This is a genomic window from Pseudosulfitobacter pseudonitzschiae (genome assembly GCF_900129395.1).
GTDB classification, from domain to species: Bacteria; Pseudomonadota; Alphaproteobacteria; order Rhodobacterales; family Rhodobacteraceae; genus Pseudosulfitobacter; species Pseudosulfitobacter pseudonitzschiae.
Map to the genome: position 1 here is coordinate 250307 of NZ_FQVP01000005.1, position 24662 is coordinate 274968.

Sequence of the window (24662 nt, forward strand, 5' to 3'; positions counted from 1 at the left end):
CGTACCCCGTCGCCCCGATGATGACGGATGGGTGAAGTTCAGCGGCAGCCCTTGATGCCTTCGGCGATCAACGTATCGCGCACGGCCATCAGGCAAAAGCCCAGCAGGTTTTCGCCCCGCCATTTCTCTGGCCGTTCCGCGTTGGGATCATCCCGTCCCAATCCAATCCCCCAGACCGGATCGACCGGACTGGCCTCGACCAGGATCTTGGGATCGGTCTTGACCAGAAAGGCCGCCATGTCACGATGCGCCCGGAACTTTGCCAGATTGCCCTCGTAGACGATACCGACCTTGTGGCGTGACCAAACCGCCGCGTCAAAGCCCTTGATCTTGCGTCCCAGCGCCTTGACCTCGCGCGGATCGTCCGAGGCGGCAATCGCCTGCTCCATCGCCGTGTCGCCGAACACACGCGCCTTGCCTGCCATCATCCAGTGTTCCGCAGTGGCATAACGCTGGCCCTGATGTTTGAACGGGCTGGGAAACCACTGGCTGAAACAGCTTTCGCGCACGGGCTGCCCCGCCCGCGCCCGATGCCCCCAGAACATAAGGAAACTGCAGCGCGGGTGCCGCGCCTGGGTCGCGGCCCAGGTCTGGTCATACTTCAGTGTCAGCGTGTCCTGCGATGATTGTCTTGCCCGGTCTGACATCGGGGTCCTCACTGCGTTTTGCGACGGGCTGCCTTGATGGGCTATTGCACGTTTCTAGGAATTCAAGGCCGAGTATGCTTCGGCATGGGGATGCGACATGCATAAGACGCCTGTTATGGCGTGCAAAGTCACAATACCGTCCTTTTTTGAACATCGCGATGCCGCGTGTCCTGGCGTTCGAGGTGATCGACATTGGTGTGCGCCACATGTGCTCTGGATCGACGGGGCACAGTCGATTGACGTTCAAGTTGAAAAAACTTGATCTGGCATCATTTAAGGGTTGTTTCAAAAGTCCTCGAAAGCTTAGGTTGGACCTGCAGTTTTCGGGAAAGTATTTCATGCGCAAGTGTTTGTGGGCCGTTGCTAAGGCTGCGACCATTTGGATTTTAAGCTGTAGCGGCGCATTCGCTGGCGTCTTTTACGATTGCGACATGGACACCAAGAGACCGGACGGTTGGGTGTCGCCAAAGATCGGCCTGGTCTTTGATGACAGAGGCAAGGTCACCGTCATCGACAATGTAATCCTTACTTTTGTGGGATCTCCTATCACCGCGCGTGCCCGCAAGAACGGTGATACCTACAGGATCACATGGATTATCGCAAATGCCAGAGATGCAAAGGGCGAGAACGTGCCCACATTCAGCTATATCGCCAAATTGAACACAACGACGCAGGCCATTTCCGTCCTGGCGAAACCCGCCCATTTCGCGCAACGGTTTTCCGGCAAGGGTACATGTGTCAGCCGGACAAAACCACCGAAAGATTTTCAGGTAACAGATTGATGATAAAGAAAACCTTCCTTGCCTGCGTGACCGCGGCCACTTCGGTTCTCGGCGTGCCGACAGGGCTTGCCGCGCAAGATTTCACACTGGAATGCGACCTTGTCAGGCTCAGCACCAATGGTGGCTTTGGCGAGAAGATTTTTGTGTCGTTCAAGGGCGGTTGGACAAACCCTGCCGCATATGACGCGATGATCCACGAAGTGCATGAGGTTCCCATTCCCGTGAAACTGATGTCGAACGAAGGGCGTCGGATTCAGATTGGTTGGGAGCTGAACGGCTTGAAATATCGACAGGGCTACAGCATCGGGCGGGTGATCTACCGCGCATCAATTGACAAAAAGACGCTGAATATTCGAATGCGGTCAACTATTCCCAGCAACGACGGCATTTACGCGACCCAGGGGCAGTGCAAAATTATAAAGTAGTGCCCGGACCAATTTTGGACTTCGCGCGTTGAAATATGTGGGGTGCTCTTGACGAACCACCCAGTCGCGCTTCATGTGACGTAACCGAAATAGAAATCAGGAGGCCTTCCCGATGGCTTTTGAACTTCCCGACCTTCCGTATGCGCACGATGCACTTGCCTCCAAGGGCATGTCCGCCGAGACGCTGGAATTCCACCACGACATTCACCACAACGCCTATGTCACAAACGGCAACAAGGCGATTGAAGGCACCGAATGGGATGGCAAGTCGCTTGAAGAGATCATCAAGGGCACCTACGATCCCAAGGCCGTCGCGCAATCGGGTATCTTCAACAACATCAGCCAGCTTTGGAACCACAACCAGTTCTGGGAAATGATGACCCCCGACGCCAGCAAGATGCCGGGCGATCTGGAAAAGGCGATCACCGAAAGCTTTGGCTCGGTTGACAAGTTCAAGGACGAATTCAAAGCCGCAGGCGCGGGTCAGTTCGGCTCGGGTTGGGCTTGGCTGGTCAAAGACACCGATGGCGGCCTGAAGGTCACCAAGACCGAGAACGGCGTGAACCCCGTGTGCTTTGGTCAAACCGCGCTGCTGGGGTGCGATGTGTGGGAACACTCCTACTACATCGATTTCCGCAACAAGCGTCCTGACTATCTGACCAACTTCCTCGACAATCTGGTCAACTGGGAAAACGTTGCCTCGCGCATGTAAGCGCGTAAACAACGGGGCGCGCACTCAAGCGCGCCGCACCAAGATACCTGAAACGCCCCGCAGAGTTCTGCGGGGCGTTTTGCGTTTGACGGGGCGTTCTTTCTTGCGGCGGTCGCGCAATCGCGCTCTTGATGGCAGCATGAGCCACACCCCCAAGATTCTGTCGCCACAAGCCAAAGGCGTTCTGGCGGCCATCGGTGCCTGTATGATCTGGGGACTGTCGCCGATCTTTTACAAACAGGTCTCGCATGTGCCCGCGATCGAAGTCCTTGCGCATCGCACGGTCTGGTCGCTGGTGTTCTTTGGCGGCGTTCTGGCGCTGCAAGGGCGGCTGGGGCAGGTTCTTGCGGCAGTGAACACGCGGCGCAAGCTGGCCACCGTGGGGCTGGCCTCGCTGATGATCGGAACGAACTGGTTCCTGTTCATCTGGGCTGTCGCGGCGGGGCGCACCACCGAGAGCAGCTTGGGGTATTACATTCTGCCGCTGGTGGCGGTGGTCATTGGCCGCGTGATTTTTGGCGAGGCAATGATGCGCAGCCAGTGGGTGGCGGTGGCGCTGGCCACGGGGGCGGTGGTGTTGCTGACCGTAGGGTTGCAAGCGCCACCGTGGATCGCGCTGACACTGGCGCTCAGTTTCGGCCTCTACGCGCTGATCAAAAAGCGGTTGGATATCGGACCTGTGGTGTCCGTCACCGCCGAGGTGCTGTTGATGCTGCCCATTGCCGTGTTCGTATTGTTGCAATCGGAACACACGGGCGGTTCGGCGTTTCATGCAGGGGCGTGGACCATGGGCGTGCTGTTGATCTCGGGGCCGGTGACGGCGTTGCCGCTGATCCTGTTCAGCTATGCGGCGCGACGGGTGCGGATGACCTCGTTGGGGCTGGTGCAATATCTCAACCCCACATTGCAGTTCTCTTGCGCGGTCTTCGTGTTCAAAGAGCCGTTCACCCTCTGGCACATGATTGCCTTTGGCCTGATCTGGCTGGCGCTGGCGATCTATGCCGCCAGCATGTTTGCTCAGGACAGGGCGTCACGCAAAGCGGCAGTGGCAGCGGCGGCGTCCGGCACCGGAATGATGTAATCCAGCAGGCTGGCATCTGCAAAACCCTGATCCACAACATGCTTCAACAACTGGATGAACGGGTCCCAGTAACCATTTGAATTCAAAACAACTACCGGCTTCTCGTGCAGGCCGAGCTGACGCCATGTCAACACTTCGAAAATCTCGTCCAGCGATCCGGCACCGCCCGGCAACAGCACCACCGCATCGCAGTTCATGAACATGACTTTCTTGCGCTCGTGCATGGTCTCGGTGACGATATAGCGGGTCAGATCAACCTTGCCGACCTCCCAGGCCACCAGGTGCGCGGGGATCACGCCAAAGGTATCACCGCCAGCGGTTTGCGTGGCTCGCGCCACGGTGCCCATCAGCCCCACATCGCCCGCGCCATACACCAGCCGCCAGTTGTTTTCAGCCAGCGCGGTGCCAAGGGCTGTCGCCTGATTTGCATAATCGGGATCATTGCCGGTGCGGGAGCCGCAGAAAACACAGACAGACTTCAGCATGGTTCACCTCAGGGTCTTGAAAATAAACGGGGTTGTCATCGCTAGGCTTTTGACCGGTGATAGCGCGCTTGATATGTAAGCTCAACGGCACTTGGGCCTACTGGGGGGCGCCGTGCGGGCGCGCGACTGACATGAGCAAGTTTTCATCTTATTCGGGGGCACCTGCGGGTGTCGCAGCGGCGGCGGTTGTCGCGATTGCTGCCGGGTTGGGCTGGTATTTTCTCAAACCAGCGCCAATCGATGCTCCAATTGCCGTGATGCAGGCGCCCGAGGGCGCACCGGGGTCAGAGCCGCCCAAAGCTCAAACATCTGAAAGCGTCGCAGCACCCCAGGATGCGTCAACGCCCCAAGCGACCGAGACACCGACACCGCCCATCATCGACGAAGTGCGGCTTGAGGCAGATGGCGTATTTGTCGTCGCCGGTCGCGCGGCTCCTGACAGCACCGTTTCTGTGTTGCTCGACGGGGTCGAGAACACCACGGCACAAGCCAGCAGACAGGGGGCCTTTGCCGCCGTGACGCTGATCGAACCCAGCACGCAGCCGCAAATTCTCAGCATCATCCAGCGCGGTCCCGACGGCGATGTCATCGGTGCGGAAGAGATCGTTCTGGCGCCGATGACGCCACAGTCGGATGCCACCCAAGTGGCAGAGGCCGGGCAGGCGGTCGGCGAAACTGTAACACCTGCCCCCGATACGGCTGATCCGAAGTCGGACGATGGTGTCGCGACCTCTGCAGAAACCACGCCCGCGCCCGCACAGGTGGCTGTGGCAGGGGGTGCGACAGCTGGCGAAGCAACAACAACGACCGCAGAGACACCGGTCGTGACGGCGCAGACCGAACCTGCGCAAACCGAAGCATCGCCCCAAACGGCAGGCACCGGGGCTGGCGCGGCGCAGGAAGACACCGTTCAGACTGCGGACACAACCGAGCCATCAGAACAGGCACAGACAACCGCCACGCAAGATACAAGGCAGACGGCACAGAACGCGGCACCGGCACAAACCGATGCCGGAACGTCGACGCCAGCCGACGCCACCGTCGCCATCCTGAAATCCGATGCAGAGGGCGTCGAACTGGTCAACAACCCGACCGCCATGACGAAACTGAACGTGTCGATCGACACCATCGGCTATTCCGATGATGGCAGCGTGCAATTGTCTGGCCGGGCAATCGGGCGTGATGGTTCGGTGCGCGTTTACCTTGATAATGCGGCCGTCATCGACCTGCCCGTAGATGCCCGTGGCCGCTGGCGGGGTGACCTGCCGCATGTGGACGGTGGCGTCTACACCCTGCGCGTGGACGAGATGAACCCGCAAGGCGAGGTTGTCAGCCGCGCCGAAACCCCGTTCAAACGCGAAGACCCGGCTGCATTGGCCGCGCAAACCGGTCCACAGGACACAGCGGTCAAGGCGGTGACGGTTCAAACCGGCAACACGCTGTGGGCCATCGCCCGCGACCGCTATGGCGAGGGCGTGATGTACGTGCGCGTCTTTGAGGCCAACCGCGACAGCATTCGAAACCCCGATCTGATCTATCCGGGCCAGGTCTTTGCCTTGCCGGACTAAAGCAGCCCGCAGCACTGGCATCCGCGCGCTGGCCGGCCTATGTAGAAGGCCAGCAAAACAGGACCCTTCATGCCAGCCGACACAGCCAGCGCCGCCGCAGACACAGATGTCGCGGCCCAAGCCGAGATTGACCGCGAAGACTCCCGCGCCGAACGCCGCTCGGGCTGGCGTACCATTCGCAAGGTCATGCCCTACCTCTGGCCGGACAACCAGCCTTGGGTGAAACACCGCGTGGTCTGGGCGCTGGTGGCGCTCCTGGTGTCAAAGCTCGTGTCTGTCTACATCCCCATCATCTTTCGCGACGCGGTCAACGTGCTGTCGGGCGAGGGCGTCTCGGCGCTGGCGCTGGGGGCGGTTGGCCTGACGGTTGCCTACGGTGTGGCGCGCCTGATGAACGTGGGCTTTCAACAACTGCGCGATGCGATCTTTGCCCGCGTGGGCCAGCGCGCGTTGCGCATGCTGGCGCTGGAAACCTTTGAACACATCCACCGTCTGTCGATGCGCTATCACATCACCCGCAAGACCGGCGGGCTGAGCCGGATCATCGAACGGGGCGTGAAGGGCGTGGATTTCCTTCTGCGCTTCTTGCTGTTCTCCATCGGTCCTCTGGTGCTGGAACTGCTCTTGATCGGGATCATCCTGACGGTGCTGTTCGACTGGATGTACCTGGCCATCGTCGCCTTCACCATCGCGCTCTACGTCTGGTTCACGTTCAAGGTGACAGAATGGCGCGTGAAACTGCGCCGCGAGATGAACGATCAGGACACCGATGCCAACCAAAAGGCCATCGACAGCCTGCTGAACTATGAAACCGTCAAATATTTCGGTGCCGAAGCGCGCGAGGCGTATCGCTATGACAAGGCCATGGCCGGATACGAGGCGGCGGCGATCAAGACGTCCTATTCGCTGGCCTTCCTGAACTTTGGCCAGTCGTTCCTGATCACCTGCGGATTGGTGGGGGTCATGGTCATGGCGGCTGTGGGCGTACAGAACGGCACGCTGACGGTGGGCGATTTCGTCATGGTCAACGCCTATATGATCCAGATCACCCTGCCGCTGAACTTCCTGGGCTCGGTCTACCGCGAAATCCGTCAGGCGCTGGTGGACATGGGCGAGATGTTCGATCTTCTGGAACAACCCGCCGAGGTCACGGACAAGCCCGACGCCAAGCCGTTGAAGGTTACCGGCGGGCGCATCGAACTGGACGACGTGCACTTTGGCTATGACAGCGAACGCGCGATCCTCAAGGGGATCACCCTGACAGCGGAACCGGGGGAAATGGTGGCCATTGTCGGATCGACCGGATCGGGCAAGTCCACCATTGGCCGTTTGCTGTTCCGGTTCTACGACGTCGGCAGCGGCGCGCTACGCATCGACGGACAGGACGTGCGTGATGTCACGCAGGACAGCCTGCACGCCGCCATCGGCGTGGTGCCGCAGGACACGGTGCTTTTCAACGACACCATCCGCTACAACATCGCCTACGGACGTGGGGATGCCACGCAGGACGAGATCGAGGCAGCGGCGCGGTCGGCGCAGATCCATGACTTTATCCTGAGCCTCCCCGATGGCTATGACACTGCCGTGGGTGAGCGTGGCCTGAAGCTGTCGGGCGGCGAGAAACAGCGCGTCGGCATTGCGCGGACCTTGCTGAAAGACCCGCCGATCCTATTGCTGGACGAAGCCACCAGCGCATTGGACAGCGAGACCGAGCAAGAGATCAAATCGGCGCTGATGGCCGCAGGGCGGGGGCGGACTGTACTGACCATCGCGCACCGGCTCAGCACCATTTCCGAGGCGGACCGGATCATCGTGCTGGAAAAGGGCAAGATCGTCGAACACGGCACGCACGAGGCGCTGCTGGCGCAGGCGGGCCGCTATGCGCAACTGTGGAACCGTCAGCAGTTCGAAGAGGACTGAAGCCCGGATGCCGCCAAAGGATTACCCGCATACGCCCGACGGGCGCTATTTCGTGTCCAAGGGGCGGCTTTGGCGCACCACCAATCCTGCCTTGCCCGACGATGTGCGTCGCGCTGCAATCAAGCGGCTGATGCGGGCGCGGATGGACGTGCGCCTTGCCGGGGACGACGCAGCGATGCGTGACGCGCGCGCCCGTGTGCAAGAGGCCAAAGAGGCCTTGGGTGAACGCGGACCTGTCTGGTGGGATGATGACGCGCCCGACCAGACACAGACCGCGCCACAAAACTCAACCTATGCAGACTGGTGGGCCGCGCTTGATCCGGCGGAGCGGAGCAAGGGGACAGGATAGTCCGTGACCACGGCACTGTCGGCCACCGTTTCCGGCGCGCCCGCACGCTATTCCGCTGCGCGCAGGTCGCTGTTCAGGCGGGGATCTTTGGGAAAGGTGGCCTTGGCGCGCGTGTCGCCTGTGCCGTCGTCCCAGATGATCTCGTGCAGGTCCGAGGCCTTGGCCTGACGGTTCAACGCCCAGTCGCGCGCCGCTGCGCTGGCACGGCCCAGGCTGAGCTTGGCCAGCAGATGCGACAGCCACAGCACATAGGTGCTCAGCCACACGCGCACCGCCAGCAATGACGGCGTGATCACCAGCGTCAGGACCGTGGCAATGCCCAGCCCAAATACCACCGCCGTTGCAAGCTGTTTCCACCACAGCGCGGTCGGGCTGTCGATGGTAAAGCCGCCGTTGACGAAGTCCAGCGACAGGCCGAACATCATCGGGGCCAATCCCGCCATTGTCGTGATCGTGGTCAACAGCACGGGGCGGATGCGATCCTGTGCGGTGCGGATGATCGCCTCGATCCTTGGCATGTAGCGTTCGTATTCCTGATAGGTGTCGATCAGAACGATGTTGTTGTTCACCACGATTCCTGCCAGCGCCACGATCCCCGTGCCGGTCATGATGATCGAAAACGCCTGATCCATCACCATCATGCCGATCAGCACTCCGGCGGTGGACAGCACCACGGCCCCCAGGACCAGGATCGCGTTATAGACGCTGTTGAACTGGGCCAGCAGGATGATGAACATCAGCCCCAGAGCTGCGGAAAAGGCCGAGGACAGGAACGCCTCGGATTCCGCCTGATCCTCCTGGTCGCCGGTCCATTCCCATTCAATGCCCGCGGGCAGGGGCGCCGTGTCCAGCCATTTGGTTATCTCGGCAATGCGTTCGTTGGCGTTGACCGGCACCATGTGCAGGCGACCCTGATCCAAGGCGGCTTGCAGGTCCATTGCCGGAGCGCTGGCGTCCAGCACCGCATAGGTCGTGCCATCCTCGGCGCGCAGGGGGCCATCAGGCGCAGGTGTGAGTGTCGCCACCACATCGGTAGTGGCTCCATCGGCGCCGGTTGTATCCACTGCCACCAGCTTTTGCAGGCCGGGAGAGACCGCGGCCTTGACGTCAAAATACCGTTTCTGACCCACGCGGCTGATCTGGGCCAGCTTGGGCACCGGTGTGCGGGTGATGAAGTTCGACAGCGGCACCAGCCCGTCGGGTGTCCGCACTTTCATCGAATCCAGCGTGCTCAGCAGCCTGTCTTTCTCGGGCAGGCGCACCCGGATTTCGATTTCTTCGTCCGAGGTGTCGACCCGCATGGTGTCCAGCAGCAGACCGCGTGTCACCAGTTGCACCATTGCACCGACCGTCGCCACGTCTGCGCCGTAGCGCCCCGCCTTTTCCACATCCACGTCGATCTGCCAGTCGATGCCGGGCAGGGGGCGCGTGTCCTCGATCAGCCTCAGGCCGGGCGTGCGCTCGAACTCAGCGCGGGCCAGGGCGGCAGAGGCAACCAGGTCATCCCAATTGTTGCCCTTCAGGCGCAGGTGCACCGGTTTGGCCGAGGCCGGGCCCATCGCCAGATTGAGGATTTCGACCCGGATGCCGGGGATCTGCCCAAGCTCGGCCATCAGATCGTCAATCACCGCATTGCCGTCAAAGGCCGGGTCCTGCACATCGCGCGTCAGCGTGTAATTGATCAGCGGAATGGTAAAGACCGGCTCCTTGTGGCTGGGGCGGTCTTCCCACGGAATGGTTTCGATCTGGATTTGGCCGATGGTATCTTTCGGCGATTGCGCGCCGCCGGTGTTGGCATTCAGCCCGCCGGTGCCGGCAAAGGCAAAGGCCGTGGCCACGCCGGGATGTTGTAACACCACGTCTTCGGCCTGATGGACCAGCGCATCCTTTTCCTCAAGGCTGAGGTTGCCGCGCGCCATGACATAGACAATGGCCTGTTCCGGTTCGGATTCGACAAAGAACTCGGTGCCGTTGTTGTTGTTCATGAAAGTGACCAGCGTGGTGCCGACAAAGACGAAGACGGCCCCGATCATCACCAGCGGCATCACCGGATTGCCTGCGATGAACGCCATCACGTGGCCAAAGGGCGAACGCTGATAGCCCGCGTGCACGCGGCGGGTGCGGGCGCCGAACGTCTTGACCACCAGCCAACGGCCACCACGTCCCAGCCGCGCGATGATGGCCAGCAGGCTGATGAACAGCCCCACGACACATCCCAGCACGATCCCCGCCGCCGCGGCCGTCACCAGCAGTACGCCGAAGGCTGTGGTAAAGGTGGCCAGAATGGATTGCAGGCTGTTTTGGTCCAGTTTGCCAAACACATCGCCCATCAACGCAAAGACAGGCGGCGCGGGCGGTACGGCACCGACTTCGGCGGCGTGGGGCACAAAGGCCAGCGCCATGACCAGTGCGGCGATTGCGCCCAGTCCCACGATCAGGCCCAGATGCGCCAGAACCGGCAGAGCCGCGATACGGGCCACGCCTTGGGACACCCAGCGTTCCATGCGGCCAGTCACACCGCCCATAACGGGCAGGTAAACCAGCGCCACGACCAGCGAGGCCGACAGCACGCAGATGATGGTGACCGGCAACATGCCCATGAATTCGCCCGGAACGCCCGGCCAGAACAGCATCGGCAGGAAGGCGCACAGTGTCGTCGCGGTCGACGAGATCACCGGCCAGAACATGCGTTTGGCCGCATCCACATAGGCCTGCATCGGCCCGACGCCTTCGGACTGCCTTTTGTCGGCATATTCCACCACGACGATCGCCCCGTCGACCAGCATCCCGACAGCCAGGATCAGACCGAACATGACAATGTTAGAAATCGAAATGCCCATCAGGGCCAGCAACACGAAACACAAAAGGAACGAGGTCGGGATTGCAAAGCCCACCAACAGCGACGCACGCAGGCCCAGGGCGGCCAGAACCACGATCATCACCAGCGCGATGGCGGTGAACACCGACCCTTGCAGCTGTTGCACCATCGAGTTGACCACACGGCTCTGGTCGTTCGAGGTGCCAACCTGCACCGCTGCCTTCAGTCCGTCGGGCCAGTTCTCGGCCTTCTTGGCCACGGTCGCCTTGACCAGATCGGCGGTGTCGATCAGGTTGAATCCCTTGCGCTTCACCACCTGGATGGCAATCGTGTCGTTGCCGTTGAACCGCGCGGTGCTCGCGCGGTCTTCAAAGGTCAGGTTGATTTCGGCCAGGTCGCCCAGCGTGACCACGCGGTCGCCGTTCGTCTTGACCGGCAGCGCATAGACATCGCGCGCCTCTTTGAAGGACGAGGGGATCTTGACCGCAAAGCTGCCGTTGTCCGAGGTCACTTCGCCCGCCGCGATCAGCATGTTGTTGTTCTGAACCACGCCCACCAGTTCGGCGGCGGTGACGTTATAGGCCTCGAGCCGCAGCGGATCGATCACCACTTCCAGCATCTCGTCGCGGTTGCCTGAAATCGGCGCTTCCAGCACGGCATCCAGCGCTTCAAGATCGTCCTGCAAGTCTTTGGCAACGCGGGCCATGGTGCGTTCCGGCACGGGGCCGGACAGGTTTACGATGACGATGGGAAATTCGGAAAAGTTGAACTCTTCGACCGTGTATTGTTCGGCGCCATCGGGGAACTTGGCCTGCGCGTTGTTCAACGCGTCGCGGGCATCGGCCATCACCTGCGTCTTGTCCCAGCCGAATTCGAACTCAAGCACGATGTTGGCGTAGTTTTCCGCGGCGGTTGCGCTCATCTTTTTCAGGCCGGGCAGGTCGGCCAACTCGGTCTCCATCGGCTTGATCAGCAGCGTTTCGGCATCCGATGCAGAAATGCCCGGGAACGGTGCCGTGACGATCAGCATCGGAATCTCGATGTCAGGCTCACCTTCTTTCGGCAGGCTGACATAGGCAAAGGCGCCGACCGTCAGGGACAGCACCACAAAGGCCAGTACCATCCGCGCCCGGGATGCGGCCCAGTCAACGATACCGCTCATTCAGCAGCCTCCCGAAAGGTCGCATCGACCGTGACGCCAGCGGTGACATATTCCTGTCCCACGACGATCACGTCGACGGAGTCGGGCAATCCGGTCAGCCAGATGCCATCGGGCGTGTCGCGCAGGATTTTCACCGGCTGGAACTGGACCACGCTGTCAGGGCCCAGCGTGCGCAGCCCCAGCGTGCCCTCGTCATTCAGGGTCAGGGCCGATTGCGGCAGCAGATGTGCAGGCGCGCCATCCGTGGCGATCAGGATTTCCACCGTTTGTCCGTCGCGCAGTGTCAGGTCGGAGTTCGGAATTTCGATTTCCACGCGGAATGTGCGGGTGACAGGGTCCGCTGCGCGTGACAGGAACGTGACCTGCCCCTGAACATCGTCACCGCCCGCCGCCAGACGCCCGCCAGCCATCGCACCCACATGCACGCGGCTGACATCGGTTTCGGGCACAAAGGCCACCAGCTTGATCGGGTCCAACTGGATCACCGTGGCACACAGCGCGCCGGGCTGCATCAGGCTGCCCAGTTCGGCGGTGTCGCTTTCCAGCAGGCCGGCAAAGGGTGCGTGGATGTCCAGCCGCTCGATTTCTTTCTCGGCAGCGGCCACGGCTGCCTGCGCCGCCTCGATCCCGGCATCTGCCGATTGCAGGCCCGATTTTGCGGCCTGAACACTCGCGCGGGCCGATTCCAGCCCCGCGCGGGCCGAAGCCACTGCGGCGTCGGCGCTTTTGACGCGGGTTTCCGCGGCAAAGCCGCCTTCGCTCAGCTTGGAGGCCGCGTTCTGGTTGATCAGCGTTTCGTCCAGTTTGGCCTGTGCCTCTGCCACGCGGCTTTGCGCCTCGGGCACGCGGCTTTCGGCGGTGGCCTTGGCGGCGGTGGCTTCGGACAGGCGTGCTCTGGCTTCAGCCAAAGTCGCGCCGCGTGTGCCGGGGGACAGTTTGCACAACAATTGTCCCGCGTCGACAAAGGTGCCCTTGGGCAGCGGTTCGGACATCACGGTGGAACTGGTTTCGGCTTTGACCTCGACCTCACGCCAGGCCTGCGTCTGACCGCGCAGCACGACGGCGCTGTCAATGTCACGCGCGGTGGAATGCAGGGCCACGACACGCATCGCGGGTGCGGCCGGTTGCGCCGCTTGCGCAGCAGTCGAGGGCGGTGAGGGGGCAGGTTGATCAGGTGTTTCTGCCGCGGCATCGCCGCGCAGGTAGGCCATGGTTGCGTCACGCTCGATGGTGAAAGCCAGCACGATAACAGCGACGATCAATGCCGCCAGAATAGAAAGTATACGCATGAGCGCCCCGATTCGTATGCGTCCGACCAAGCCTGCAGGCTTGCTGATGTCGGAGATATAGGTGCAGAAATACACTAAACTAACCAGTTTAGTTAAAAAAATTTTGAGCCGCGCAGCAAATCCGCAAATCGCCGCAGTCCGCCGTTCTGACGCGTGCCCCTTGGCTTGGCGCCATGTGCGCGTTAAGAGGGGCGAAACCGGGCCCCAACAGAGGGTCGGACCCTGTGACAGACCCGAGGCCAAGCCATGAGCAATAACGACAGTTTCATTGACGAAGTGAATGACGAGGTCCGCCGTGACCGCCTGTATGGCATGGTGCGCCGTTATGGTTGGATCGCGGTGGTCCTGATCGCACTGATCGTGGGCGGCGCTGCCTATAACGAATGGCAAAAGGCCCAGACCCGCACCGAAGCCGAGGCGCTGGGGGATGCGATGCTGAATGCGCTGAAGCTGAATGACAGCGCTGCGCGCGCCGAGGCCTTTTCCAAGATCGAGGCCGGTCAGCCGTCGGCACGGGCCGTGCTGAACTTTTTGACCGCAACCGAAGAATATGCCGTTGGGGACGCGGCCGAAGGTGCCGCGCGCCTGCAAGAGGTTGCCAACAACAACGACGTCCCGCTGATCTACCGTCAGATCGCATCTTTCAAACTTCTGGGGCAGGGTGCGGACACGATGTCCGTCGAAGACCGCCGCGCAGGCTACGAGGCGTTGACCCAACCCGGCGTGCCGTTGCGCCTGCTGGCCACCGAGCAACTGGCGATGATCGACATTGAAACCGGTGACACCGATGGTGCCATTGCCCGGCTGAAAACCATTTTGGATGACAGCGAAGTGACGCCGGACTTGCAACAACGTGCGCTACAGGTGATTGTGGCGCTGGGTGGGGAGCCCGACCTTGGTGCAAACGGCGCCAACGGCAACTGAACAAACGACGAATTTGCCTCGGGACCAGAAACGACAATGAGCAGAGCCATGAAATCGAACCCTCTTTTCGCGGCGCGTTTGCCTCTGGCCCTTGCCCTTGGTGGCAGCCTGATCCTGAGCGCGTGCACAGAACCCGAAGTCATTCTTGCGGGCAAACGCGAGCCTGTGCGCTCGGTGCTGCAGAACCCCGATCCCGAAGATCTGGTGGTCGATGTCGCACCTGAAAACACCACGCGCGCAGTGTCTTTTCCTGCGCCAAAGGCCAATGCCTCGTGGACCCATTCGATTGGCACACCGGCCTATCGCACCGTAAATCCGGCCCTGTCCGCCGCTCCGCAACGTGTGTGGAGCGCCAACATCGGTCAGGGTGACAGCCGCCGTCAGCGCATCACCGCCGATCCGGTCGTGGATGCAGGGCGCATTTTCACACTGGATTCCGGCTCGACCGTCACCGCGACATCGACATCTGGCGCAACCCTGTGGCAGGCGGACGTGCGGCCCGCGCGCGATGATGCGGGCACTGCCACCGGCGGAGGTCTCGCTGTCAAGGATGGCACGCTCTACGTTTCATCCGGCTACGGCGTGCTGACCGCGCTGGATGTCACCAACGGCGGTGTGCGCTGGACCCAACAGCTGGATGCCACAGGTTCGGGCGCACCCACGGTTTATGGGGATCTGGTCTATCTGATGGCAGGTGACGACACCGGCTGGGCGGTGGAAACCGCCACGGGCCGGGTACGTTGGCAGGTCGCGGGACCTGAGTCCGTTTCAAACATTCTGGGTGCTCCGGCACCTGCCGTCACCGATGAGCTGGCAATCTTTGCCTTCGGCTCGGGTGAAATGCAGGCGGTGTTCCGGCAAGGTGGTCTGAGCCGCTGGGACGCATCCGTGCTGGGCGAGCGTCGAGGCCGCGCGCTGTCCAAGGTTGACGACATCACTGGCGCGCCCGTTGTCGTGGGCAACACCGTCTATGCCGGCAGCCAGGCGGGCCGCATGGTTGCGGTCAACGCTGTGTCGGGCATGCGGGAATGGACCGCGAATGACGGCGCAATTGATACCATGTACCCCATCGGCAACAGCGTCTTTGCCCTGACCGACCGCAACGAGCTGGTGCGTCTTGATGCCTCCGACGGCACCCGTGTCTGGGGTGTGCGCCTGCCCAACTATGTCAAGGACCGCCCAAAGAAGATCGCCGAAGTCTATGCCCACAATGGCCCGGTTGTGGCCGGTGGCCTTGTGCGGGTGGCCTCGTCTGACGGGCTGCTGCGCAGCTTTGATCCGGTCAGTGGCGCACTTGTCGGCACTGCGGAAATCCCCGGTGGCGGCATCACCGCACCGGTGGTCGCAGGTGGCACGCTGTATGTTGTAAGCCGCAACGGGCAATTGCACGCTTTCCGTTGATGCGGAATTGCGCTAGGGCGTGCGCTTTGGGGCGTACATCCTTGCGCCTGACCTGAACCGGAGACTGTCATGTCTTTCACCCTCGCCATCGTGGGGCGGCCCAATGTGGGCAAGTCCACGCTGTTCAACCGCCTTGTGGGCAAGCGTCTGGCGCTGGTCGACGACCAACCCGGCGTGACCCGCGACCTGCGCGAAGGGGCTGCGCGCCTGGCCGACCTGCGCTTTACCGTGATCGACACCGCCGGTCTGGAAGAGGCCACGGACGAATCCCTGCAAGGGCGGATGCGCAAGCTGACCGAGCGCGCCGTGGACATGGCCGATGTCTGCCTGTTCATGATCGACGCGCGGGCAGGGGTGACACCCACCGACGAAGTTTTCGCAGAAATCTTGCGCAAACGTTCGGCCCATGTGATTCTGGCGGCCAACAAGGGCGAAGGCGCTGCGGCCGACGCCGGTGTGATCGAGGCCTATAGCCTGGGTCTGGGCGAGCCGATCCGCCTGTCCGCCGAGCACGGCGAGGGGCTGAACGACCTCTATACGCATCTGATGCCGCTGGCAGACAAGTTCGCCGAACGCGCCGCCGAAGATGCGCCCGAGATCGACGTGACGCTGGATGAGGATCTGGACGACATGGACGTCGTGCCGGTGCCCACCAACGCCAAACCCCTGCAAGTTGCCGTCGTGGGCCGTCCCAATGCGGGCAAGTCGACGCTGATCAACAAAATTCTGGGGGACGAGCGTCTGTTGACCGGCCCCGAGGCGGGCATCACCCGTGACGCGATTTCGCTGCGCATCGACTGGGCGGGCGACGATGGCGAACCTGTCCCGATGCGGATTTTTGACACCGCCGGGATGCGTAAAAAGGCCAAGGTGCAGGAAAAGCTGGAGAAACTCAGCGTCGGCGACGGGTTGCGCGCGGTCAAGTTCGCCGAAGTCGTCGTTGTGCTGTTGGACGCGGCCATTCCGTTCGAGCAGCAGGACCTGCGCATTGCCGACCTGGCCGAACGCGAGGGCCGTGCGGTGGTCATCGCGGTGAACAAATGGGACATCGAGGACGACAAGCAGGACAAGCTGCGCGAGCTTAAGGAAAGCTTTGAGCGGCTGCTGCCGCAACTGCGCGGCGCGCCGCTGATCACGGTCTCGGCCAAGACGGGACGCGGTCTGGACCGTCTGCACGCGGCGATCATGAAAGCCTATGACGTGTGGAACCGACGCGTGGCGACCGCTGCGCTGAACCGCTGGCTGAGTGGCATGGTCGAGGCGCATCCGCCCCCCGCACCGCAAGGCAAGCGCATCAAACTGCGCTACATGACACAGGCCAAGACGCGGCCGCCGGGGTTCGTGGTGATGTGTTCGCATCCCGACAAGGTACCCGAAAGCTATTCGCGCTATCTGGTGAACGGGCTGCGGATTGATTTCGACATGCCGGGCACGCCGATCCGTCTGTACATGCGTGGCCAGAACGATTCGAACCCCTACAAGGGCCGCAAGAAAGCACCGCCGTCGAAGCTGCGCAAACACACCGAAGGGCGCCGCAGCTAGGGCAGGACCGGGGCGCTGCCCCGGACCACGGAATATTTCCGGCCAAACGCAGCCAAGTCAAAATGCCAGTGACGGCGCCCGTTATACGCGGGCGCTGCGCACCATCGGCAGGACCATGGCCACGGCCCCGATCAAGGCCAGCCACGCCACGCCGGCGGTTGCAGTGTCCCAATTGTGTACCGCCACCGCGATCAGCGCCCAGATCACCGCCAGCCCGTATGTCGGCGTGCGGTTCAACAGGCTTTGCACCGCCATCGCCAACAGGATCGCCAGTCCCACAAAGACATAGGCTGCGGTCTGCTGGCTCATCCAGCCATACCCGGCCGCGAGCAACCCCAGCGACACACAAGAGGCCGCGCTCAGCCAGCCTGTGTACAAGCCAACCGGCCAGGCGGCCCAGGGCTTGTCGGTCATCGGCGCACGGAACAGCGCGATCAACGCCGTAACCAGCATCGCCCAGATCAGGATCGCCGCCCAGACCGGGCTGAGCATCGCGACCGGCAGCCACGTCGCCCCGATGGCAAGTGATACCGCAAGAGCCGGGCGCATGGCGGTCCATTCGACAGGGCGCTTCAGTCCGAACACCGCGCTGGCGATCAACCACAGATAGATCAGCCCCCAGATCGAGAAAGCATAGCCCGCAGGCTGAACCGGTGGGTTGTCTTGCGGAACCGGGAACTGGTCAGGGTTAAATCCACCAAAGCCCGGAACCAGCAGGGGCGAGGCAGCAAAGGCAATGCTGAGGATCAGGACAAGGATGGCGAGAGGCATTTATTTACACTTCCTACGGGAATGATAAGGTGGTTTCGTATTCAACTAATTCATTTCAACGGACTGCCAAGGACGATTGCCATGACCCGTATCGCTATTTTCTGCGATGGCACGTGGAATTCCCCCACCATCGAAGAACCCACCAGTGTCCATAAACTTCACCACACCCTGATCAGTGACCCGATGCAGGGCCAGGTCTCGGCCTATTTTGCCGGGATTGGCACCGACGAGCGGTTTGACGGGCCGGTGAAACGGTTTTTCAACAAATATGGCGGCGGGGCGTTTGGGTGGGGCCTGGATGCCAAGGTCAAGCAGGCCTACCAGTTCATCGCTCAGGTCTATCAGCCGGGGGATGAAATCTACCTGTTCGGTTTCTCGCGTGGCGCGTTCACCGCGCGGTCGGTCGGCGGGATGATCCGCAAATGCGGGATCGTCACGGACACCACGCCCGAAGGGATCAACGCAGCGTTCAAGCTGTATCGCAAGCCCGGTGCCGCCAACCATCCTGACAAGCCGCATATCCTGCAAGAGCGTCGCAAGCTGTCGCCTCGCTTTGCCACCTCGCAAGAGGATCTCGACTGGCGTAATGACGATTCGGAACTGGTGAACATCGCCTATATCGGAGTTTGGGACACGGTTGGCGCACGCGGCGTTCCGGTGGCAATCCTTGGCCCCGTCGCGTCGATGTGGAACGCCCAGTACAAGTTTCACGACATGGCATTGTCCAGCCTTGTGCGCAGCGCCCGGCACGCGTTGGCCGTGGACGAGCGGCGGTTGTTCTACCAGCCTGCGAAATGGGACAATCTGGATGACCTGAACGACAAGAAAGGTCTGAACAAGGGCGACACCAGCCCCGCGCGTAAATATCAGCAGGTCTGGTTCGTGGGGACGCACAGCGTCGTCGGCGGCAGTGCCCGTGTACAGGCGTTGTCAGCCTATCCGCTGCAATGGATCTACGAAGGCGCCAAGGCGCTAAAGCAAAAGCCGGGCGTGCGCTTTCCCCATGTAGACGGTGATGCGCTGGTGGATACGGACGAGTTGACCGGCAAGACCGGATGGCTCAGCCAGAAGCTGAGCGGTTGGCGCGAGGGGCCGCAGCAAAAGTGGGAACTGCATGACAGCACGGACGCGCGTGTGCGCGGGCGCAAAGATTACCGCCCGCGCAGTCTGCACAAGATGTTTCCGGCAGGTTAGGCGAGAATGCCGTCTGCACCCAACGTGGTCTTGCCACCCAGATAGGGGGCCAGAACCTCGGGCAGGGTCACCGAACCGTCCGCTTGCTGTCCGTTTTCCAGCACCGCGATCAGGCAACGCCCGACCGCAAGGCCCGAGCCGTTCAGCGTGTGCACGAACTGTGGCTTGCCACCATCTGCCGGCTTGAACCGCGCATTCATGCGGCGGGCCTGGAAATCGCCCGTATTCGATACCGAGCTGATCTCGCGATAGGCATCCTGGCCGGGCAGCCATGCCTCGATGTCATAGGTGCGGCGCGCGCCAAAACCCATGTCGCCGGTGCACAGGATCACGGTGCGATACGGGATGCCCAGACGCTCCAGGATATCCTCGGCACAGCGCAGCATGCGCTTTTGTTCGGCGTCGGACTCTTCTGGCAGGGTGACGCTGACCATCTCGACCTTTTCGAACTGGTGCTGGCGCAGCATACCCGCAGTATCACGCCCCGCGCTGCCCGCTTCCGAGCGGAAACACAGCGTGTGCGCGGTGTAGCGGCGGGGCAGGCTGGCTGCATCAATCACCTCGCCAGCGGCGATATAGGTTAGCGGCACCTCGGATGTAGGCACCAGCCATTTGCCTTCGGTGGTCTGATAGCTGTCTTCGCCAAATTTCGGCAGCTTGTCAGTGCCGTACATGGCGTCGGAATTGACGAGCACAGGCGTGTTCGTCTCGGTCAGGCCATTCACATCTACGTGGGTGTCCAGCATGAACTGCGCCAGCGCGCGGTGAATGCGCGCCACGGCACCCGACAGCAGCACAAAGCGGCTGCCCGAGATTTTGGCGGCGGTTTCGAAATCCATCGACGGGGCGACCGATGGCAGGTCGTAATGCTCGCGGGGGGTGAAATCAAAGCTGCGCGGTGTGCCCCAGCGGTTCACCTCGGCGTTATCAGCCTCGTCCGCACCATCGGGCACATCGTCGGCGGGCAGGTTGGGAATGCGCGCCAGCTTGTCGGTCAGCTGCGCGTCCAGCGCCTTGGCGGCCTCGTTCATCTCGGCGATTTCGGCCTTTTTGGCCGCGACCAGCGCGCGCAGGCGTTCAAACTCTGCCTCGTCGCCACGCCCCTTTGCGGCACCGACCTCTTTGCTCGCCTTGTTCTGTTCGGCCTGCGCGGTTTCGGCGGCCAGGATTTTGCCTCGGCGGGCTTCGTCCAGCGACAACAGATCCGAGGACACCGGCGCATCGCCACGGCGGGCAAGTGCTGCATCAAAAGCGGCGGGATTGTCTCGGATAGCGCGGATGTCGTGCATGGTCAGTTCCTCTGAGCGATGTGTCTGCTTTGAGTCGGTGCGCGCCTTATGACCCATCGTGCGGGCGAAAGGTAGCCTCTGGATGGCCCGAAACGGGTCCAGATGCCGCAGTTTAGTGCAGTATTGCACCTTGCACACATGCGAAGCCGCCCCTAGGTTCTGCCAAAATCGACAGCAGGCCGATGAAGGCCGTCAAAAGGACCAATCTCCATGCAACAAATCGGCCAGTTCGTTCCCCTTATCCTGATCTTCGGTATCATGTATTTCCTGTTGATCCGTCCGCAGCAGAAAAAGGTCAAAGAACATCAGGCCATGGTTCAGGCACTGCGTCGGGGTGATCAGGTCGTGACCCAGGGCGGCATCATCGGCAAGGTGGTCAAGGTCAAGGAAGACAACGAGCTTGAGCTCGAAGTGGCTGACGGCGTGAAAATCCGTGTTGTTCAAAGCACGATCGCGCAGGTGATCTCGAAAACAGAGCCTGCCAAGTAAATGCTGCAAATCGGTTTCTGGAAACGGCTGTTCATCTGGGGCCTTGTGGCCCTGGGTCTGCTGTTGGCACTGCCCAATGCGTTTTACACGCGTGTCGAGCAGTCGAACGACGCGGTTGCCGCCATCGAGGCCGGTGCCGACACCCCTGAAAATCAGGCGCTTGCAGGGCAATGGCCCGAATGGTTGCCGTCGAACCTGGTGAACCTCGGGCTTGACCTGCGCGGCGGCGCGCATCTGCTGGCCGAAGTGCAGGTTTCGGATGTTTATGATGCCCGTCTTCAAGCCAGTTGGCCGGAAATCCGTGACGCGCTGCGCCCCGAGCGGGCCACCGTGGGCACGATCCGGTTGCAGGATTCACCCGCCGGAACGCTGCGCATTCGCATCGGCGAGGCTTCGGGCATGCAAACCGCGCTCGAGATCGTGCGCGGTCTTGCGCGTCCCGTGCAAACGCTGACCGGTGCCGGTTCGACCGACATTGTCGCCAGCGGGCAGGGCGACCTGATTACCGTGACCCTCAGCGACGCCGAGAAACAGGCCACCGATGAACGCACCATGCAGCAATCGCTGGAAATCGTGCGTCGCCGGATCGACGAGGTGGGCACACGCGAACCCACGATCCAGCGCCAGGGCAGCGACCGTATCCTGATCCAAGTGCCGGGCATCGGCTCGGCCGCCGAGTTGAAGGCGCTGTTGGGCACCACGGCCCAATTGACATTCAACCCCGTCGTAACCCGCACCACGGACGAAAATGCGTCGGTGGCGCCGGGCGAAAAGCTGGTGCCATCGCTGGATGAAAAGGGTGTGTACTATGTGATCCAGACCGCACCCGTGGTGTCGGGCGAGGATCTGGTGGATGCACAGCCTGCCTTTGACCAAAACGGCGGTCCTGCAGTCAACTTCCGGTTTGACTCCTCCGGCGCACGCCGGTTTGGCGATTACACCGCTGAAAACATCGGCAGCCCCTTTGCCATCGTTCTGGACAACGAAGTTGTCAGCGCGCCGGTGATCCAAAGCCATATTCCGGGTGGCTCGGGCATTATCACGGGCCGCTTCACGGTCGAGCAGACCACCAAGCTGGCCGTATTGCTGCGGGCAGGGGCCTTGCCTGCCAAGATGAACTTTCTCGAAGAACGCACCATCGGCCCCGAACTGGGACAAGACAGCATCGAGGCGGGCAAGCTTGCCACCGGTGTTGCCTTTGCCGGTGTGCTGATCTTCATGGTGCTCAGCTACGGGCTCTTCGGCATGTTCGCCAACATCGCGCTGATCATCAACATCGCGATGATCTTTGGCCTGCTCAGCACCATCGGTGCGACGCTGACGTTGCCGGGGATCGCGGGGATCGTTCTGACTGTGGGTATGGCGGTGGACGCCAACGTGCTGGTGTTCGAGCGTATCCGCGAAGAGCTGAAATCGGCACGCGGACCTGCGCGGGCCATCGAACTGGGCTATGAAAAGGCGCTGAGCGCCATTCTGGATGCCAACATCACCACATTCATCACCGCCGTTATCCTCTTTGTCATGGGCTCCGGCCCGGTGCGCGGCTTTGCCATCACCCTGGGTCTGGGTATCGTGACATCCGTCTTTACCGCGGTCTACGTGACACGGTTGATGGTGGTTATGTGGTACGACCGCCGCCGCCCCAAGCAGATCGAGGTTTGATATGCGTTTAAGACTGGTACCTGACGAGACGCACTTTAACTTCTTTGGCCGCTGGAAGCTGTGGTTGGGCATTTCGGCCGTGATGGTCGTGGTCGCCTTTACCTCGTTCCTGGTGCAGGGGCTGAATTATGGCATCGACTTCCGGGGCGGCACGACCATCCGCACCGAAAGCACGCAGCCGGTCGATGTCGGCGTGTACCGTGATGCGGTTTCAACCCTCGATCTGGGCGATGTTTCAATCACCGAAGTGTTCGATCCCAGTTTTGGTGCGGACAAGAACGTGGCCATGCTCCGCATTCAGGCACAGGACGAGCAAGAGGCCGTGACGCCGGAAACCATCGCAGCCGTCGAGGCGGCGCTGGCGGAGGTGGTGCCGGACATCAAGTTCATCTCGGTCGAATCCGTCGGACCCAAAGTGTCGGGCGAACTGATCCAGACCGCTGCACTGGCTGTGATTCTCGCGATTGGCGCGGTGCTGGTTTATATCTGGCTGCGGTTCGAATGGCAGTTTGCCTTGGGCGCCGTGATCGCGCTGGTCCATGACGTGATCCTGACCATCGGCGTGTTCTCGGAAATCCAGATCCGGTTCGATCTGGCGATCATCGCGGCGCTGCTGACCATTGTCGGCTATTCGCTGAACGATACGGTGGTGGTCTTTGACCGCGTGCGGGAAAACCTGCGCAAGTACAAGAACCGCCCGCTGAAAGAGGTCTTGAACCTGTCGATCAACGAAACCCTCAGCCGGACGCTGATGACCTCGCTGACCACGCTTCTGGCACTGATAGCGCTGTATGCGTTGGGCGGGGACGTTATTCGCGGGTTCGTCTTTGCGATGATCTGGGGCGTTGTGGTCGGGACCTATTCGTCGATCTTCGTGGCCTCGACGATCCTGCTGTATCTGGGCGTAAAACGCGACTGGACGAAACAGGACGGCAATGCTGGCAACCAGTACGCCAACATCGATGCCTGATATTCTGTCAGAGGCCCTGGCTCTGCCGGGCCTCTGGCTGTTGGTCCTTGGCGCATTTGTCGCAGGGATCGTGCGCGGCTTTTCCGGTTTCGGCACAGCGATGATCTATTTGCCCGTGGCGGCACAGGTCATGCCGCCCATCTGGGCGATCCTCTCTTTGGTGATGCTGGACGTGTTTGGCCCCGTTCCCATCGTGCCGCGCGCCCTGCGTCAGGCGCACCGCCGCGACCTGGTGCTGCTGCTCGCAGGCACCTTGTGCCTGCTGCCTGTGGGCCTTGCGTTGCTGGCGCTGATGACCGGCGAAACCTACCGCTATATCGTGTGCATCCTGTCGCTGGCGCTGGTCGCCTGCCTGGCACTTGGTCTGCGTTATCAGGGCAAGCTGACGCCGCCGCTGGTGGGGGGCATCGGCGCGCTGGCCGGGTTTTCCGGCGGTCTGAGCGGCGTTCCCGGCCCGCCGGTGATCCTGTTCTACATGGCCAGCGCTCTGCCGGTGGCGGTGGTGCGGGCGAATGTGTTGCTGTACCTCTTTGCTTTCGACTTTCTGCTGGTCGGCGTGCTGGCGTTGCGCGGCGATCTGGTCTGGCTTCCAGTGGTCATCGGTCTGATGCTGGCGATCCCGTCGATGATCGGCAATTTGATCGGTGCGGCCATTTTCAACCCGGACAAAGCTGGCCTATACCGTGGCGTCGCCTACGTGGTTGTGGCAAGCTCGGCCATCATGGGCCTGCCAGTCTGGGGAAATTGAGATGCGTCTGAACGAAGTGACCTACAACGATGCCAAGCCGATCGAAGGCTATGGCCCCGGCTTTTTCCGCATCGGCGGCGAGGTGTTTCATGGCGCGGTGCTGACCGGGCCGCAAGGTACCCAGGCCTGGGGTGGCTATGACGCCGATCCGCAGGCATTGCTGGCGCTGGCGGGGCAGATCGACGTGTTGTTCGTCGGCACCGGCGCCGAGGTCGCGCATATCCCTGCGGACCTGCGCTCGCAACTGGAAGAGGCGGGACTGGGCGTCGAGGCCATGTCCTCACCCGCCGCTGCACGCACTTACAACGTGCTGCTGAGCGAAGGGCGCCGCATTGCGCTGGCGATGTTGCCTGTCTGAGTGGTCCGCTGGCGCGCTGTTTGCCCCCTCTGGGCTACCGCCCCGCACAGCTCCAAGGGAATTAGGCACCTTAGAA

Annotated in this window: 22 protein-coding genes; 16 read left to right on the top strand and 6 right to left on the bottom strand. The window is 61.7% G+C overall.

Going from position 1 to position 24662, the window contains the following annotated elements; genetic code table 11:
* Positions 1 to 38 precede the first annotated feature (38 nt).
* Positions 39 to 647 (bottom strand): NADAR family protein, encoded by a 609-nt coding sequence (locus BUC08_RS15805; protein WP_073194283.1) that lies wholly within the window; start codon positions 645 to 647, stop codon positions 39 to 41.
* A gap of 158 nt (positions 648 to 805) precedes the next feature.
* Here BUC08_RS15805 and BUC08_RS24370 point away from each other — a divergent pair, with 158 nt between their 5' ends.
* The 4 genes from BUC08_RS24370 to rarD all read left to right on the top strand — a co-directional run bounded on the left by BUC08_RS24370 (position 806) and on the right by rarD (position 3647).
* Entirely contained in the window at positions 806 to 1429 is a 624-nt protein-coding gene (locus BUC08_RS24370) for a hypothetical protein (RefSeq protein WP_143186763.1), read from the top strand.
* On the top strand, positions 1429 to 1854 hold the full coding sequence (locus tag BUC08_RS15815) for an immunoglobulin domain-containing family protein (protein ID WP_037925730.1): 426 nt from the start codon (positions 1429 to 1431) through the stop codon (positions 1852 to 1854). Before BUC08_RS24370 ends, BUC08_RS15815 begins: the two co-directional genes overlap by 1 nt.
* A gap of 112 nt (positions 1855 to 1966) precedes the next feature.
* A complete protein-coding gene (locus BUC08_RS15820) occupies positions 1967 to 2566 on the top strand; it encodes a superoxide dismutase (RefSeq protein ID WP_037925728.1) in 600 nt (199 codons plus the stop codon).
* Positions 2567 to 2705: 139 nt separating this feature from the next.
* Positions 2706 to 3647 carry an EamA family transporter RarD gene (gene rarD, locus BUC08_RS15825; protein ID WP_051694264.1) on the top strand — a complete coding sequence of 314 codons (942 nt, stop codon included), beginning with the start codon at positions 2706 to 2708 and terminating at the stop codon, positions 3645 to 3647.
* Here rarD and BUC08_RS15830 read toward each other — a convergent pair.
* The gene (locus tag BUC08_RS15830; protein WP_037925726.1) at positions 3584 to 4132 is read right to left on the bottom strand and encodes an LOG family protein; all 549 of its coding nucleotides are present in this window, start codon (positions 4130 to 4132) and stop codon (positions 3584 to 3586) included. The two genes, rarD and BUC08_RS15830, sit on opposite strands and share 64 nt — an antisense overlap.
* 131 nt (positions 4133 to 4263) lie before the next feature.
* Here BUC08_RS15830 and BUC08_RS15835 point away from each other — a divergent pair, with 131 nt between their 5' ends.
* The 3 genes from BUC08_RS15835 to BUC08_RS15845 all read left to right on the top strand — a co-directional run bounded on the left by BUC08_RS15835 (position 4264) and on the right by BUC08_RS15845 (position 7969).
* Entirely contained in the window at positions 4264 to 5700 is a 1437-nt protein-coding gene (locus BUC08_RS15835; protein ID WP_037925724.1) for a LysM peptidoglycan-binding domain-containing protein, read from the top strand.
* Positions 5701 to 5769: 69 nt separating this feature from the next.
* On the top strand, positions 5770 to 7620 hold the full coding sequence (locus tag BUC08_RS15840) for an ABCB family ABC transporter ATP-binding protein/permease (RefSeq protein WP_037925722.1): 1851 nt from the start codon (positions 5770 to 5772) through the stop codon (positions 7618 to 7620).
* Positions 7621 to 7627: 7 nt separating this feature from the next.
* Entirely contained in the window at positions 7628 to 7969 is a 342-nt protein-coding gene (locus tag BUC08_RS15845) for a hypothetical protein (protein WP_037925720.1), read from the top strand.
* A 47-nt stretch (positions 7970 to 8016) separates the two neighbouring features.
* Here BUC08_RS15845 and BUC08_RS15850 read toward each other — a convergent pair whose 3' ends face one another.
* The gene (locus BUC08_RS15850; protein ID WP_037925717.1) at positions 8017 to 11949 is read right to left on the bottom strand and encodes an efflux RND transporter permease subunit; all 3933 of its coding nucleotides are present in this window, start codon (positions 11947 to 11949) and stop codon (positions 8017 to 8019) included.
* Positions 11946 to 13238, bottom strand: a complete 1293-nt coding sequence (locus BUC08_RS15855) for an efflux RND transporter periplasmic adaptor subunit (RefSeq protein WP_037926309.1) — start codon at positions 13236 to 13238, stop codon at positions 11946 to 11948. The genes BUC08_RS15850 and BUC08_RS15855 overlap by 4 nt, the downstream gene beginning before the upstream one ends.
* A 246-nt stretch (positions 13239 to 13484) precedes the next feature.
* Between BUC08_RS15855 and BUC08_RS15860 the strand changes: the two genes are divergently transcribed.
* The 3 genes from BUC08_RS15860 to der all read left to right on the top strand — a co-directional run bounded on the left by BUC08_RS15860 (position 13485) and on the right by der (position 17105).
* Entirely contained in the window at positions 13485 to 14162 is a 678-nt protein-coding gene (locus BUC08_RS15860; RefSeq protein WP_037925715.1) for a tetratricopeptide repeat protein, read from the top strand.
* Between the two features lie 48 nt (positions 14163 to 14210).
* Positions 14211 to 15563 carry an outer membrane protein assembly factor BamB family protein gene (locus BUC08_RS15865; protein ID WP_037925708.1) on the top strand — a complete coding sequence of 451 codons (1353 nt, stop codon included), beginning with the start codon at positions 14211 to 14213 and terminating at the stop codon, positions 15561 to 15563.
* A 69-nt stretch (positions 15564 to 15632) separates the two neighbouring features.
* Positions 15633 to 17105, top strand: coding sequence for a ribosome biogenesis GTPase Der (gene der / locus BUC08_RS15870; protein WP_037925706.1), 1473 nt, complete (start codon positions 15633 to 15635; stop codon positions 17103 to 17105).
* A gap of 81 nt (positions 17106 to 17186) precedes the next feature.
* Here der and BUC08_RS15875 read toward each other — a convergent pair whose 3' ends face one another.
* Positions 17187 to 17876 (bottom strand): tryptophan-rich sensory protein, encoded by a 690-nt coding sequence (locus BUC08_RS15875; protein ID WP_037925704.1) that lies wholly within the window; start codon positions 17874 to 17876, stop codon positions 17187 to 17189.
* Between the two features lie 81 nt (positions 17877 to 17957).
* Here BUC08_RS15875 and BUC08_RS15880 point away from each other — a divergent pair, with 81 nt between their 5' ends.
* The gene (locus tag BUC08_RS15880; protein WP_037925702.1) at positions 17958 to 19070 is read left to right on the top strand and encodes a DUF2235 domain-containing protein; all 1113 of its coding nucleotides are present in this window, start codon (positions 17958 to 17960) and stop codon (positions 19068 to 19070) included.
* Here BUC08_RS15880 and serS read toward each other — a convergent pair.
* Positions 19067 to 20359, bottom strand: coding sequence for a serine--tRNA ligase (gene serS, locus BUC08_RS15885; RefSeq protein WP_037925700.1), 1293 nt, complete (start codon positions 20357 to 20359; stop codon positions 19067 to 19069). The two genes, BUC08_RS15880 and serS, sit on opposite strands and share 4 nt — an antisense overlap.
* A 210-nt stretch (positions 20360 to 20569) precedes the next feature.
* Here serS and yajC point away from each other — a divergent pair, with 210 nt between their 5' ends.
* From yajC to BUC08_RS15910, 5 genes are read left to right on the top strand one after another with little or no spacing between them, the layout of a single operon-like run.
* Positions 20570 to 20848 (top strand): preprotein translocase subunit YajC, encoded by a 279-nt coding sequence (gene yajC / locus BUC08_RS15890; protein ID WP_037925698.1) that lies wholly within the window; start codon positions 20570 to 20572, stop codon positions 20846 to 20848.
* Positions 20849 to 22510, top strand: a complete 1662-nt coding sequence (gene secD / locus BUC08_RS15895) for a protein translocase subunit SecD (protein WP_037925696.1) — start codon at positions 20849 to 20851, stop codon at positions 22508 to 22510.
* 1 nt (position 22511) lies between these two features.
* Complete coding sequence (gene secF / locus BUC08_RS15900; protein ID WP_037925694.1) at positions 22512 to 23480, top strand: protein translocase subunit SecF; 969 nt, start codon at positions 22512 to 22514, stop codon at positions 23478 to 23480.
* Complete coding sequence (locus BUC08_RS15905) at positions 23446 to 24228, top strand: sulfite exporter TauE/SafE family protein (protein WP_224769677.1); 783 nt, start codon at positions 23446 to 23448, stop codon at positions 24226 to 24228. The genes secF and BUC08_RS15905 overlap by 35 nt, the downstream gene beginning before the upstream one ends.
* 1 nt (position 24229) lies before the next feature.
* Positions 24230 to 24586: an Mth938-like domain-containing protein gene (locus BUC08_RS15910; protein WP_037925691.1), complete on the top strand. Its 357-nt coding sequence runs from the start codon at positions 24230 to 24232 to the stop codon at positions 24584 to 24586.
* The last annotated feature ends 76 nt before the right edge of the window (positions 24587 to 24662 follow it).